At 37.5% G+C, this 14270-nt stretch carries 15 protein-coding genes and 4 pseudogenes; 17 read left to right on the top strand and 2 right to left on the bottom strand.

The window, feature by feature from the left end; genetic code table 11:
* Window positions 1–88 precede the first annotated feature (88 nt).
* From ACDZ29_RS27930 to ACDZ29_RS27895, 8 genes and pseudogenes are all read left to right on the top strand, one after another.
* Window positions 89–634 carry a GrpB family protein gene (locus ACDZ29_RS27930; protein ID WP_375091349.1) on the top strand — a complete coding sequence of 182 codons (546 nt, stop codon included), beginning with the start codon at window positions 89–91 and terminating at the stop codon, window positions 632–634.
* A gap of 103 nt (window positions 635–737) precedes the next feature.
* A complete protein-coding gene (locus ACDZ29_RS27925) occupies window positions 738–1277 on the top strand; it encodes a GNAT family N-acetyltransferase (RefSeq protein ID WP_375091348.1) in 540 nt (179 codons plus the stop codon).
* Window positions 1278–1575: 298 nt separating this feature from the next.
* Window positions 1576–2208, top strand: coding sequence for a LysE family translocator (locus tag ACDZ29_RS27920; protein ID WP_375091347.1), 633 nt, complete (start codon window positions 1576–1578; stop codon window positions 2206–2208).
* Window positions 2209–2508: 300 nt separating this feature from the next.
* On the top strand, window positions 2509–3558 hold the full coding sequence (locus ACDZ29_RS27915; RefSeq protein WP_375091346.1) for an ROK family protein: 1050 nt from the start codon (window positions 2509–2511) through the stop codon (window positions 3556–3558).
* A gap of 218 nt (window positions 3559–3776) precedes the next feature.
* The gene (locus tag ACDZ29_RS27910; protein ID WP_375091345.1) at window positions 3777–4157 is read left to right on the top strand and encodes a VOC family protein; all 381 of its coding nucleotides are present in this window, start codon (window positions 3777–3779) and stop codon (window positions 4155–4157) included.
* 257 nt (window positions 4158–4414) lie between these two features.
* The gene (locus ACDZ29_RS27905; RefSeq protein WP_375091344.1) at window positions 4415–5647 is read left to right on the top strand and encodes a sugar MFS transporter; all 1233 of its coding nucleotides are present in this window, start codon (window positions 4415–4417) and stop codon (window positions 5645–5647) included.
* 74 nt (window positions 5648–5721) lie between these two features.
* A complete protein-coding gene (locus ACDZ29_RS27900; protein ID WP_375091343.1) occupies window positions 5722–5862 on the top strand; it encodes a maltose acetyltransferase domain-containing protein in 141 nt (46 codons plus the stop codon).
* Window positions 5862–6271 (top strand): annotated as a pseudogene (locus ACDZ29_RS27895) (sugar O-acetyltransferase); the annotation flags it as partial. The gene ACDZ29_RS27900 and the pseudogene ACDZ29_RS27895, both read left to right, overlap by 1 nt.
* Window positions 6272–6781: 510 nt before the next feature.
* Here the strand turns inward: ACDZ29_RS27895 and ACDZ29_RS27890 are convergent.
* On the bottom strand, window positions 6782–7705 hold the full coding sequence (locus ACDZ29_RS27890; protein WP_375091342.1) for a Gfo/Idh/MocA family protein: 924 nt from the start codon (window positions 7703–7705) through the stop codon (window positions 6782–6784).
* A 168-nt stretch (window positions 7706–7873) separates the two neighbouring features.
* Between ACDZ29_RS27890 and ACDZ29_RS27885 the strand changes: the two genes are divergently transcribed.
* On the top strand, window positions 7874–9307 hold the full coding sequence (locus tag ACDZ29_RS27885) for an IS4 family transposase (protein ID WP_375091341.1): 1434 nt from the start codon (window positions 7874–7876) through the stop codon (window positions 9305–9307).
* A 229-nt stretch (window positions 9308–9536) separates the two neighbouring features.
* On the opposite strand, the pseudogene ACDZ29_RS27880 reads toward ACDZ29_RS27885, so the two are convergent.
* Window positions 9537–9748, bottom strand: a pseudogene (locus ACDZ29_RS27880) (Tn3 family transposase); the annotation flags it as partial.
* A 278-nt stretch (window positions 9749–10026) separates the two neighbouring features.
* Here ACDZ29_RS27880 and ACDZ29_RS27875 point away from each other — a divergent pair.
* The 8 genes and pseudogenes from ACDZ29_RS27875 (at window position 10027) to ACDZ29_RS27840 (ending at window position 14270) form a co-directional block, all read left to right on the top strand.
* Window positions 10027–10167 carry a hypothetical protein gene (locus tag ACDZ29_RS27875; RefSeq protein WP_375091340.1) on the top strand — a complete coding sequence of 47 codons (141 nt, stop codon included), beginning with the start codon at window positions 10027–10029 and terminating at the stop codon, window positions 10165–10167.
* Between the two features lie 329 nt (window positions 10168–10496).
* Window positions 10497–10817, top strand: coding sequence for a PadR family transcriptional regulator (locus ACDZ29_RS27870; protein WP_148359119.1), 321 nt, complete (start codon window positions 10497–10499; stop codon window positions 10815–10817).
* 71 nt (window positions 10818–10888) lie between these two features.
* The gene (locus ACDZ29_RS27865; protein ID WP_375091339.1) at window positions 10889–11245 is read left to right on the top strand and encodes a DUF1048 domain-containing protein; all 357 of its coding nucleotides are present in this window, start codon (window positions 10889–10891) and stop codon (window positions 11243–11245) included.
* A 200-nt stretch (window positions 11246–11445) separates the two neighbouring features.
* Window positions 11446–12207, top strand: coding sequence for an ABC transporter ATP-binding protein (locus tag ACDZ29_RS27860; RefSeq protein WP_375091338.1), 762 nt, complete (start codon window positions 11446–11448; stop codon window positions 12205–12207).
* Window positions 12208–12957 (top strand): ABC transporter permease, encoded by a 750-nt coding sequence (locus ACDZ29_RS27855; RefSeq protein WP_375091337.1) that lies wholly within the window; start codon window positions 12208–12210, stop codon window positions 12955–12957. It begins immediately after the preceding gene.
* A 48-nt stretch (window positions 12958–13005) separates the two neighbouring features.
* Window positions 13006–13289 (top strand): annotated as a pseudogene (locus ACDZ29_RS27850) (DUF1048 domain-containing protein).
* 320 nt (window positions 13290–13609) lie between these two features.
* Window positions 13610–13932 (top strand): annotated as a pseudogene (locus tag ACDZ29_RS27845) (PadR family transcriptional regulator).
* A 62-nt stretch (window positions 13933–13994) separates the two neighbouring features.
* Window positions 13995–14270: a DUF1048 domain-containing protein gene (locus tag ACDZ29_RS27840; RefSeq protein ID WP_375091336.1), complete on the top strand. Its 276-nt coding sequence runs from the start codon at window positions 13995–13997 to the stop codon at window positions 14268–14270.

Below are 14270 nucleotides of genomic sequence, written 5' to 3'. Positions count from 1 at the left end.
TTTTCTTTTATCGAGGCAGGTTTGTAAAAGAATGCAGGTACAAAGATTTTTCTGAAACTGAAAAAATTAAAATCTGAGGGAGAGTAAAATGAAAGATATTCATGATGAAAGCACATGGCCCGTTTGGGCTATTGAGACAATAGACATTGTCGAACCAAATCCCAAGTGGGTAGAAAAAGGTAATCAGGAAAAAGCACTTCTTCTTAATCTTCTTTCAACTTTCGGCATAACGGAAATTCAACATTATGGAAGTACATCTATTCCAAATTTACCAGCTAAACCAATCATTGATTTAATGGCTAAAATTGATTCATTTCAAAAAATTAAAGAAATATCTTCATTGTTAGCTAATCATGACTGGAATTATGTACCACCTAACATAGACAATCGACCTTGGCAAAGATTTTTTGTGAAAGTAGTTAACGACAAACGAGTAGTACATTTACATATTTTACTTGAGGGAGAAGGACGGTGGGATAATCAGCTACTTTTTCGTGATTTATTACGGACTAATCAGCAGTTTATTGATGAATACGCTATTCTTAAAAGAAATTTAGCAAAAAAATATAGCAATGATCGTGAAGCGTACACTAAAGCAAAAACAGAATTTATCAATTATGTTCTTAAATCTTAGTTGCGAACTAATATAAGTTTGTGCAGAAATGTACTTAAACTAACGGGTGCGTTAGTTCAAGAAGACAAGGACTGCCCTAATGCAGATAATTGGAGAAGATAATGTGAAGATAGATATGGTATTTGATTATGAGATGGGTAATGATTTAACTTCAAATATACAAGAATTGTTACGCGAATGTTTTCAAAAAGACTATCCAAAAAACAGAATTTATTTTAAACAATTACCTCATTTTAGATTTGTAGCTTTTAACGAAAAAAATCAACTTGTAGGACAGGTAGGAATAGATTACAGAGTGATGAATCTTAACGGAGATCCTATAAGAGTACTTGGTCTAATTGATTTATGTGTCACCCAAAACACTCGCTCACAGGGGATAGGTTCGATGTTACTTTTAGAAATTGAACAGTTTTGTTGCAATAGAAATATTGATTTTTTATTGTTATTTTCTGACAACAAAATGTTGTATTTAAAAAATGGATACAGGTCAGTTACGAACAAATGTAAATGGTTAAAAATTGACCATGAAAGTCAAATTACAAGGGGTATAGGTTATGAAGAAATTGAGGGATTAATGATTAAAGAAGTTGGTAAGTATGGTTGGCGCGAAGGAGATCTAGATTTTTTAGGCTATCTTTATTAAGCTAACGGTGCTTTACTTCAAAAACTAGGGTGATGCGGCAGCCTTTTTTAATGAACTAACGGGGCAGGATAGTTCAATAAGAACAGTAAAATAATAATGTATAATTATTACAAAAGAGAGAGGGATATTATATTTTGCAGAAGTTTCAGATGCACCATTAATTCAGGATTTAATAATTAAGACTTTTATGGAATATAAAGATGAAATTCCCTCATCAAGTGCCTTAGAGGAGACCGTACATTAGTAGAAACTTACGTTATTTAACGTGTATAGTGATGATTGAAAAGGGGGCGATTTAATGATTGAATTAGGAACACTAGGCGCTTTTGCTCTAGTATCTTTAGGGATGGTCTGTTCACCTGGTCCTAATATGATTTATTTAATATCTAGGACAATTTCGCAAGGTAAAAGGGACGGGATAATTTCTCTTTTAGGTGTAATTACTGGTTTTATGATTTATATCATAGCTACAATGTTGGGCTTATCCTTCTTGTTCGAATTAGTTCCAGTAATGTATGACATCATTAAATGGTTAGGTGTTATCTACTTGTTGTGGTTAGCATGGAATGCAATAAGACCAGGAGCAAGTTCAATCCTGGAGCCAAAGCATTTAGCTGTAGAGTCACCAAAAAAACTATATGTTATGGGCCTTATGACAAATTTGTTAAATCCAAAAATTGCGGTCTTGTATGTTTCACTTTTACCTCAATTTATGGAACCTAATAGTGGTTCACTGCTTGTTCAAACTGCTCAATTAGGAACGGTGCAAATTTTTGTTAGCTTTGCTGTAAATTTACTAATTGTTTTATTTGCTGGGCAGGTCGCGGTTTGGGTTGGAAGAAGACCTTTTTTGGTTAAAATTCAACGCTGGTTCATGGCATCTGTTTTAGGTGCCTTAGCTATAAACTTAGCTTTTCATGAAAAAAAATAAACCTTCGAAGAGTTTTATTAGCTCCTCCTGTTTTTATCACGAAAGAAAACGTGTGTTTAAATACGGTGGCTGTATTTAATGATTGCTTAATCAACAAAATCAGCTTGTATTTCTTATTTGTGAAAAAATGTACTTAAACTATAGGGTGCGTTAGCTGAAGATCGGAGCTGTCTTTAAGACAGCTTTTTCTTATGGCACTAACGGGGCAGGATAGTACAAAAACAAATTTGTATATGGTATATTAACACCGTAACTTATTAAAATTCTTTAATAAGTTTATTTCTTTAGGTGGTGAATCTAGTGAATGAGTTAGTAGCTACTCCAAAATCTATTAAGAAGATAATCCTTCGTGGTATTCGTACAACTCTTTTAGAACTTGGAAGTGCAACAAAAGTTGAACTCAGCCATACATTAGGAATTAGTTTCCCGACAATAAGTAAGTTCCTAGCACAGATGGAGAAGGATGGGGAAATTATTTTAGTCGGTTTAGACGGTTCTAGTGGTGGGAGAAGAGCAAAAAGATATAGATACAATCCCGAGCATATGTTAGGTCTGGCAATATTTCTAGAGAAAACAGAGACGAATTATACAATTTTTAATTGTGTGGGAGAAGTAAAGGAACAAGGAAAAGCACCGAGTGTATTAATGGATGATGGTTTAAATTTATTAACTACGTGCATTGAAAACATAATGACTAAAAATTCGAAAATCAGTTCTATGGCAATTGGCGTTCCTGGTTCGGTTGATAGTGGCCGGATTTTCTATATACCAGGATATGAGCAGTTTCAAAATTTTGATTTAAAAGGATACTATGAGGATCAATTTTCTATACCTGTCGTAGTAGAGAACGATATGAATGCTGCTGTTCTCGGATATCACAATAATAGGGGAATTAAGGACAAGCAATCCCTTATATATTTGTATTCTGGTCAAAATGGCCCAGGTGCAGGAATTATGATAAATGGCGATGTGGTGCGAGGAAGTACTTTTTTCTCAGGAGAGGTTTCATTCGTCCCTCAGTATAATGACCGAAATTTTCGGCAAGCTTTGGAAAATGGAAGTGGACCTAAAAAAGTAACTATTTGTGAGGATTATGAGATTGATGCAATTAGCAGGTTAGTAGCCTCGTTTGTAGCTATCATTAACCCTCATACCATCATTTTTAGTAACGATGAAGTTGAAAAAGTTATTTTAGACAAAATTGCCGTAGGTAGCTCAAAATATATCCCGTCAGAACATCTTCCATCGCTTACAATGAGTGATTGGAAACAGGATTATTTATATGGATTACAAAGTCTTGGTCGTGATCTCATGATGAATGGAACAAACAGTAAATCTGTTTCTACATGAAAAGTAAAATTACATTTATTCTAGGCTACATTTATCTCTTACAAATATATAAAATTAATGGATTTTAAAATTTTCCTTTTGATAATGCACCTAAAACTGGTAAATAACTTGAAAATTTTAGTAAAAAAATATTTGAAATAATGTCATATAAGGTGGTGAGTCCCCTATAATATCAAGATCTAGCAATAACCTCTATAATTTAAAGGAGTGAAAAAGAATTGAGAATTGAACATGTGGCTATCTGGGTCAATGATTTGGAAGGCATGAGGGAGTTTTATGAAACTTATTTTAATTGTAAATCAAACATTAAATATCATAATAGTGAAAAGAAATTTGAATCTTATTTTTTAACTTTTGACTCGGGTACACGATTAGAGATTATGCGTAAGGCAGAAATTAATAAGCAAAATCGGGGAGCTAAAATTGGTTGGGCTCATATTGCCATCTCCTTGGGAAGCCAGGAATCCGTTAATCAAATGACAGCCAGATTAAAAAATAATGGTTACCCTCATATTAGTGGTCCCCGTATCACTGGAGACGGATATTATGAGAGTGTTGTAGAAGACCCTGAAGGAAATCTTTTGGAGTTGACTGTATAATACTAGGGATAAAATGGTAATGGTTGCTGAAACATTTTCATTATTAGTGACTTATTAAAAAAATTTAATAAGTGTTTTTTCTATACTTTTTAAATGTTTTTAATAAGTTTGTTTACATAGGAGGTAACTCAAGAAAAGCTACATTATTTATATGGATCACCAAGTCTTAGACTTGATCTCATGATGAATGGAACAAGAACGTAAAACAATTTGGAAAGTACAATTGAGCACCAAATAATTAAAAGTGAGGTTTGAATATGACAACATTCCTTTTAGTCATCATTTATTTGGCTTTTATTAGCTTAGGTTTACCTGATTCATTGTTGGGGGTAGCGTGGCCTGTGATGCAATCTGACTATGGAGCCCCACTTGAGACTGCTGGATTACTTTTTATGACGATTGCAGGTGGTACAATTATTTCCAGTTTAGCTAGCGGAACGGTACTCAAACGGTTCGGAACTGGTAATGTCACATTTGTAAGTTGCTTAATGACTGCTGGAGCATTGCTAGGCTTTCATTTTTCTCCATCGCTAGTTTGGTTAATTGTATGTGCCATACCACTTGGATTAGGTGCAGGATCTGTTGATGCAGGATTAAACGATTATGTTGCTACACATTATAAGGCACACCATATGAGTTGGTTACATTGTTTTTGGGGCGTCGGTGCTACTTTTGGTCCTATAATTATGGCTCAGTTTATTTCAGAACAACATTCTTGGAGAAATGGATATTTTGCAATCTCTGGAATTCAGTTCACTTTAACTGTAATACTTCTCTTCACTTTGCCCTTATGGAATAGAGTGAAAAAAAACAGCAAGATCACCTTAATTGAAGAGCCGGAAGATTCAAAAGGTGTATTTAACAATGTAGAAGGTAAACATGTAAAACCTTTACAAATTAAAGGAGTTAAACTGGCTCTAATCTGCTTCTTGTTTTATTGTGGGGTTGAATCAACAGTAGGTCTTTGGGGAAGTAGCTTTTTGGTAAATGTCAAGGAGTTACCGGTAGCGGTTGCTGCACAATGGGTTTCCTTATATTACGCAGGAATAACAGTGGGTAGATTTATTACAGGTTTTATTACCTTTAAAATGAGTAACCGCACTCTCATTAGGATGGGGCAAATAATAGCATTAGCTGGTGCCACACTTCTATTCCTACCATTGCCTTCCACTTTTTCGCTTGTAGGTTTTATTATGGTTGGACTAGGATTAGCACCGATATTTCCGTGTATGTTGCATGAAACTCCAACACGTTTTGGGAAGAAGCATTCCCAGACAATTATGGGCTATCAAATGGCTGTTGCCTATACAGGTAGTACTTTCATTCCACCTCTTCTTGGTTTCATTGCATCTCATTCAACAATAGGAATCTTCCCATTTTGTATTGCTGTTTTTGTTGCAGCAATGCTCCTAAGTTCAGAAAAATTAAATACCTTACTTACAAAGAAGGATTTATTAAAGAGGAAAGATAAAAGCTCAAAAGCATTTTAATCATGTAGGAATCCAATAGATAACAAAGTTGCTTATTTTACATCAAGGAAAAAAAGTATTAGGAGTGATTTATTATGAAAACTGAAAAAGAGAAAATGTTAGCTGGAGAATTATATACAGCAATGGATGAAGAGCTTGGTAAGGATCATATAAAAGCACAGGAAATACTTGCAGAATTTAATGTATCCTTGTGGAAAACAAAAGCGACCTTTTAAAAAACTCATTTGGAAAAACTGGAGAAAATTTTTGTGTAAAACCAACGTTCCGTTGTGACTATGGTTACAACATCTATGTTGGAGAGAATTTTTTTGCAAATTACGATTGTATCATATTAGATGTTTGAAAAGTTACTATCGGAGAGAATTGTATGATCGGACCAAGAGTATCCATATATACTGCAACCCACCCTTTAGATGCAGAAACTAGAATAACAGGGTTGGAATATGGCAAGCCAGTTACCATCGGCAATAATGTTTGGATTGGTGGTAGTGCAGTAATAAACCCAGGAGTAACGATAGGAGACAATGTTGTTATTGCGTCAGGTGCAGTAGTAACTAAAGATGTAACAGACAACGTTGTAGTTGGGGTAATCCTGCAAAAATACTTAAACAAATTAAAGGATAAAATTGCACAATGATTTTCAAGCAGAAAGAATTAATTACAAGTAAAGTAATTGCATATACTGATAGACGAGTTCAACAATGCCAAAAATTCAGGATGCTTATCCCCACCTAAAGAGTGAAAACTTAATTACAAAGGCTAGAATTTAATTATTAAAACTGACAAGCAAACAGATTTAACACATTATGGTCTTCAGCGGATAATGGACATTTTTATACAATGGGGTACCGTCACATGCCCATCAAGTTAAAAAATAAAAATACCCCAAAACGAAAAAACTCAATTCTTTCTGTAGAAACAATAGAAAGAAAGTTTTTTTCGTTTTTGGGATACAAGTTCACCTTAGCTTGATGGAGATGGGGTATCGCCCACATCCGTAAAATATACGCTAAGCAAATTTTGAGATAAAACGAGACGGGAAAAATTCGGCTCTTATTTTTTAGACCTTTTGTACGTAGGTAGAAGGCGTTACTATAAGATAGTGTAATTGAATTATTCATTAATTTATATTGTTTATTTAGCTATTGCTTTTAATAATTGATCGACCAATAATTGAGATTTTAGTCCTTCTAGTCCATCAATTAGTGGCTTTTCGTCATTTTGAATACAGTCAATAAAATGTTGTACAGCATCTTTAAATCCTCTTTGCTTTAACGTTGAATCCCAAGAAGGAGAAAATGAAGTAGAAAGGCTGTTATTAGCCTCAATTTCTAAAGTATTCATGTTCTTAACTCTTAAAATTGCTCCATCTGTTAATAGTTCAAGCTTCTCAAGGTTAGTACCCGCTTTTCGATGCATGTCTGTAAAGAAAGGTACACCTTCCTTGGAATTATAAACATGTCCGGCATACACAAGGTAATTCTCACTACTTATATTTACTGTTCCATGTAACACATTCAAATCACCATTTGCTAGCCATCTTACTGTATCAACTACATGTAAATAATCGTCTAACATTCTAAATTCATAAGAATAAGGTCCCATACTATCAGTTCTATGTTTTTCAAAGCGAACTGACGCTATATTTTGAGCTTGTTGTTTTGCTTGTACATACATAGGTGCAAAACGGCGATTAAATCCAACCATAAGCTTTCTTCCTGATTTTTCGCTTAACTCAACTAATCTTTCAGCTTCAGCAACAGTTGCTGCTAATGGTTTATCAACATAAACATCTATTCCTTTAGATAAAAGAGAAGACACAACTTCAAAATGTGAGCTAGTGGAACTATGTACAAAAACAGCATCACACTCTTCAGCAAGTGTTTGTAAGCTATTAAAATCTTGGATACGATACTGATTGCAAATCATTTTTCGTTTATCTTTACTTGGTGAAAAAGCACCTACAAATGTCCATTTCGTTTCTTGGGTAAGAATTGGTAAATATGCTTTTTGAGCTATACTTCCTAAACCTATCATGCCAATACGAGGTTCTCTCATGTTTGATCATCCTTTTGCATTGATATAGTTAGTAACAAAATTAGTTTACACCATTTAAGTTTATAGAGGTAGTACCACATCGCCATCATGCTAAGGTGAATTTGTATCCCCAAAACCCAAAAAACGCTATTATTTTTGTAGGAATATACAGGAAGGATGGCTTTTTCTATGAGTTTTTCTGTTTCAAACGAAATGAATCTCTTTTCACAAGAACTTCAAAACCACTTATCTCCATCTTTTCTTCAACAACTAGCTAAAGAAGTTGGTTTTGTTCAACGTACAAGTAAATATCAAGCACAAGAATTAATTGCTTTATGTGTATGGCTTAGCCAACAGGTCGCGAGTACGCCACTCACACAATTGTGTAGTCGTCTCGAAGCATCTACAGGTGTCCTCATAAGTCCCGAAGGGCTTAATCAACGATTTAATGGTTCAGCCGTACAGTTTCTTCAACAAGTTCTAGCTAACCTTCTAACTCAAAGAATTCATTCAACACAAAAAATACTTCATCCATACTCCACGACTTTTAAACGTATTCGGATCCTAGATTCTACAACATTTCAACTTCCAGATAAGTTTGCCTCACATTATCAAGGTTCTGGCGGAAGCAGCCATACCGCAGGTGTTAAAATCCAACTGGAATATGACTTATTGAGTGGGAAGTTCCTCCACGTTTACGTAGGAGAAGGGAGAGAAAATGATAAAACCTTCGGTTCCACAAGTCTACAAACCATTCAACCAAAAGACTTATACATAAGGGATTTAGGGTATTTTGACTTACATGACTTACAGAAAATGAATGATGAAGGTGCTTACTATGTCTCACGTTTGAAGTTAAATTCTCGTATCTATCGTAAGAACGATGAACCAGAGTTTTTTCGGAATGGGACTGTGAAGAAAGGTACTCTCTTTATTCAGTTAGACACGGAAGAGCTAATGAATCAATTACAACCTGGTCAAACACTCGAAATTTCAGATGCATACATTGGGCTGTATCAAAAACTACCCGCCCGAGTGATTATTCATCGACTAACTGAGGAACAAACAGAGAAAAGATTGAAAGACCAAGCAAAAAAAGAAAAGAAGAAGGGCATTACCTATAAAGACCGAAGCAAACGATTAAGTGGAATGAACGTATATATTACAAATCTTTCTTTAGAAGACGTTCCAACGGAACATATTCATGACCTGTATTCGTTACGTTGGCAGATTGAAATTCTATTTAAGACATGGAAGTCTTTCTTTCAAATTGACAAGTGCAAAGAGATTAAGAGGGGACGCTTAAAGTGTCACTTGTATGGGCAACTTATTAGCATTTTACTCTGTTCATCTACGATGTTTAGAATGCGTCAGTTACTTTTAGATAAGAAAAAGAAGGAGTTAAGTGAATATAAATCCATCTATATGATAAAAGACTATTATTTATTGTTTTCTCAAGGATTACAAAAGGACGCCAAGGAATTATCAAAGATTTTTCTACGTCTTTTTCACCTTTTGGAGAAAAACGGACGGAAATGTCATCGTTATAACAAGAAAACGGTCTTTGATATCTTAGGTATTGTGTATGATTGTACGATGTCACAAAAACTTAAAGTTGCCTAATATTTTTTTAAAAAGCCTATTTAATGGTTTTTTTGTAATGCGCATTTTTAGTGCTACCATACAAATTAAAGATAACACACTTTTATATTATCTCTTGGCGTGCTTAGCTTGATGGTGATGGGGTACCGTCAGCAAAACGCGAATTTACATCGTTAAAGGGGTCTGGATACAAGAATAGCCGATTTTCCCCACGTTAAGGATGTAAACGGCTTTAGGACTATTCTTGATTTTAGGACCGCAATGATTCTAAGTTGGTAACTTCTTTTGGATCGAAGCGATACTCTCCAAGGAAGTTGATATGTTCCCATCCTAATGGAGATATATGCTTTAATAAATCCCCCGTAACATTCCTTTACTTTGAAGTAATTCGGTAGCTTTGCCTAGATAAACTGTCTTCCATACACTAATTGCATTAGTCAAGATGTTTAAAGCACCTGCACGAAGGAAATTAATTTTACAGGGGATGTGCTTTATACTGAACTAGATAATGCGTCTGAAAATTTGTATCAAGCAAATTCTAAGATCTGAGAAAACCTATTTCTCCCGTATTGAGAAATCGGTTTTTTATTATTCATAAAAACTGCCTTAAATGTTTAGACTTAGCAAGTTTAAAGCTGCCCAAATAAATGATATGAATAAAATTACTTGACACATTTCTTCTACTTCGTAATACTATATATTAGTACTAAGTAACGATAAGTAGTTTGCAAGGAGGATATATGAAAAATTTAACGGAAATCCTTAAGGGAGTTCGTGAAGGTGTGGTGCTCCAAAAGATTCAAACAGGAGAAACCGGAACCTACATGTACAGCTGCTGGATGGGAATGATCCGCGGTGTAATCATTTTGAAAGAAGCATAGGAGGAAGTAAAAGCTCCATAAAGAAAATCGGCTGTATCCAATGGGGATAGCTGGTTTTAAAAATATTTAGAAAATCCAGTTGACAGTCCACGTACTACGTGTTACGATATACTTGTAGTTAGTCACACTGGATACCTACACCACTGAATAGTTAGGTTGCAAAATTATTTTTAAGAAAAATAGTTGACACCTACGCTACTCGGTGTTACAGTGTACATGTAATGAGCAATACTGAATAGCATGATTTCCCAAAAGCTATACAGTAAAAATTTCGCTTAGTACTAAGTTATACTGAATATAAGTCAGACAAAATAGAGGAGGCTCTGAACATGGAAAATTTAACCGAAATGCTGAAGGGTTCGCTGGAAGGCTGCGTGCTGGAAATCATCAGCCGCCATGAAACCTATGGCTACGAGATTACCCGCCGCCTGAACGAGCTTGGGTTTACTGAAGTCGTGGAAGGGACGGTCTACACCATCCTCGTCCGATTAGAAAAGAAAAAACTGGTAACCATGAAAAAGAAACCGTCAGATATGGGGCCGCCCCGCAAGTTTTACTCACTTAATGAGGCTGGCCGCCAGGAACTTGAATTGTTTTGGCAGAAATGGGATTTTGTATCATCAAAAATCAACGTCTTGAAGTCAATCTAGCTTCATAAGATATTCCGTACGATATGTTTGGAGTGTCTTGTTCAGCTTTATAAAAAAGGAGGAAAAATAACATGATGGAAATGTTCAAAAAAATGATTGGTGATAAAAAAGAATACAAGATGATGATGGCACGGGTTGAAGCCCTGCCAGAGGACTACCAGTTTGTATTTAAGAAAATTCAAAACTACATGTGGAATTTCTCATCAGCGGGCAGCGGGATGGATATGCTGCACATGCAGTATGAATTAATCGAGTTGTTCGAAGCCGGTGCGGCGGAAGGTAGACAAGTGCTGGAAATAACTGGGGACGACGTGGCGTCCTTTGCCGACGAACTAGTGGCAAACGCTAAAACCTATCTCGCCAAGTATCGTGAAGATTTGAATCAGAGTATCATGAAGCGATTGGGAAAAAATAAATTCAATAGATAATACCGACTGAATAGCTGGTTACAAATGTGAATTGCCACCTTCGCTATTCAGCTATATTTTTAACTCGGTAATAAGTAATACAGATTATCAGTCAGACTAAATAGAAGAGTATAGGCAATCTAGCTCCGCAAGGCGCACGACCGGATAATTACGGATCTCGAAAGCGACCTTGCTGCGCATTTTATAAGGAGGAAAAAAGTATGAGAAATGCAGCGATTTCTGTAAAAGGGTTAAAAAAATCCTTTAAAGACAAGGAAGTCTTAAAGGGGGTGGATTTTGAGGTGCGGCGTGGCGAAATTTTCGCACTGCTGGGCTCAAATGGAGCGGGCAAGACGACGACGGTCAACATCCTCTCGACGCTGATGAAGGCTGATGGCGGCGAAGTAGGTATTTGCGGCTTTGACGTCCAGCGTCAACCGGATCATGTTCGCCAGAGCATCAGCCTGACAGGGCAGTTCGCAGCTTTAGACGGCATGCTCACAGGGCGGGAAAACCTGATGATGATCGCCAAGTTGCGGGGAGTTTCCAATCCCGCTCAAGTCGCCGACAATCTGCTTGAAAAATTCAGCCTGACCGATGCGGCCAACCGCCGGGCGGACAAATATTCCGGCGGGATGAAGCGCCGGCTTGACATCGCCATGAGTCTGATCGGGACGCCAGCAGTCATTTTTCTCGACGAACCGACGACAGGGCTTGACCCCGAAGCGCGGATTGAAGTCTGGGATACCGTCAAGGAGCTTGCCGGCGGAGGCACAACCATCTTGCTGACGACCCAGTACCTGGAGGAAGCCGAACAACTGGCGGACCGTATCGCCATCCTGCATGGTGGAAAAATCATCTCGACCGGGACCCTTACTGAACTCAAGGAGATGTTCCCGCCAGCGAAAGTGGAGTACATCGAGAAGCAGCCGACATTGGAGGAAATTTTCCTCGCGATCATCGGCAAAAAGGAGGAGATGTAAATGAAAAGCAAAACAGGGGTATTACTAGGGCGTTTAATGCGCAACATCATGCGCAGCCCGGATACAATTATCACGGTGGCGATTACGCCGATTATGCTGCTGCTGCTGTTTGTCTACGTATTTGGCGGCGCCATAGAGACAGGCACGGACAACTACGTCAATTATTTATTGCCGGGAATCTTGCTGATGGCTATCGCATCCGGCGTCGCTTACACTTCCGTGCGGCTGTTTACGGATGTAAAGAGCGGGCTAATGGCGCGTTTCATTACCATGCCCATCAAGCGCTCGTCGGTTTTGTGGGCTCACGTGTTGACCTCGCTGGTTTCCAATGCGCTTACTGTCGTGGTGGTTATCCTCGTCGCGCTCTTGATGGGCTTCCGTTCCAGCGCTGGTATCCTGGATTGGCTCGCGGTTGCTGGGATACTCGGGCTGTTTACGCTGGCGCTGACATGGCTGGCGATCATTCCCGGATTGACAGCAGGGTCTATGGAAGGGGCGACAGCCTACTCGTACCCGCTGATTTTCCTGCCGTTTATCAGTTCGGCCTTTGTCCCCACCGAAACCATGCCTAAAATTGTCCGTGCGTTCGCTGAGAACCAGCCCGTGACTTCAATCGTGAATGCGATTCGTGCCCTCTTGTATGATGGGTCTGTTGGCAACGATATCTGGATCGCGCTTGCCTGGTGCGTCGGCATCATGGTCATCGCTTACTTCTTCGCCAGTAAAGTATTTAAACGCCAGTTAGGGTAAGAACAACATTATGGGTTTAGCCATATCAATAGTCAGCCGCTGCGATGAATGCATTTGCTATCACAAAAAAGAGTGAATGAATTACCTGAAGAATACAAAAAAGGCAATGAAAGCAATTGAAAATTATATGTTGAACTTTGCTAAGGGATCGGTATGTTTGAGGTTTTAACCAATATTTTAGAGATGTTCGAGAGTAGTGCCAGTGATGGTTTAAGTATACGAGAAGTAGTAGAAATGATATTGCAGAATTTGCCGACTCATTCCTAGCTGAGTTTCCTGAAGAAACATGGATCGACAAACTAAGAAATAAATTAAGAAATTCTATTAAATAAAGGAGCGAGCCATGAACTGTGCTTTTCTTCAATATCAGCTAATAGGGGTACTGCCGTTTGGTACTACCCCAATTAGGAACATCAGAAAAAAAGGGATGAAATTGGAAACACCGAAGAAACCTCAAAATTTGTAAGGGAGTAAACATTGTAGGGAGGGGGATAGAAAAATTGACAAAGATAGTACTCTGTGCTATTATATAGTAGTAGTAAGTAATGCTTAATAGCTGATTCACAAAAGAGTGATTCAAAAATTTTATCTCACTATTCTGTAATACAGATTATTATCATCACAAAGTACTAAGAAGAAAGAAGTAAAAAATATGAATAAAATCACAGAAATGCTTAAATGTGTGCTTGAGGGCTGCGTGCTAGAAATTATCAGCCGTGGCGAAACCTACACGGCTATGAAATCACACAGCAGCTGCGAGCACTGGGCTTTAGCGACATTGTGGAGGGAACAGTTTACACCATCACGATGCGGCTCGAAAAAAATAAACTCGTGGATATTGAGAAAAAGTCATCCACGATGGGCCCACCGCGCAAATTTTATCGGCTCAATGAAGCTGGCCAGCAAGAACTGACAAATTTCTGGGCCAAATGGAACTTTATCTCAAGCAAACTAAACAAATTAAAAGCAAAATAAAGGAGAATAAACATGAGTATTTTCGCTAAAATCTTTGGAGATTTTAGCAAGCATGGCGTGAAATGGAAAACCGCGCAAAAGCCTTACCTGAAGACTACTACAACGCCTACAAAGCGATGCAAAAATATCTTTGGAACTCTGGCGGCGTGATGGATTGGCAAGAAACGATATTCGTCTTTAATCAAATCATCGACCTTCATGAAGAAGCCGCAGCCGATGGTAAGCGCGTTAAAGAAGTTACTGGCAACGACGTAGCAGCCTTCTGTGATGCTCTCGTCATTGATGTAAAATCGTGGGTTGATAAGCAACGTCATAAACTGAACGATACGATTAATTAA

Origin of the sequence: Peribacillus sp. RS7, assembly GCF_041956845.1 — a bacterium.
In the GTDB taxonomy this organism is placed as follows: Bacteria; Bacillota; Bacilli; order Bacillales; family DSM-1321; genus Peribacillus.
Note: the sequence above shows the minus strand (reverse complement) of the source record. Positions and strands in the feature narration are given on the sequence as shown.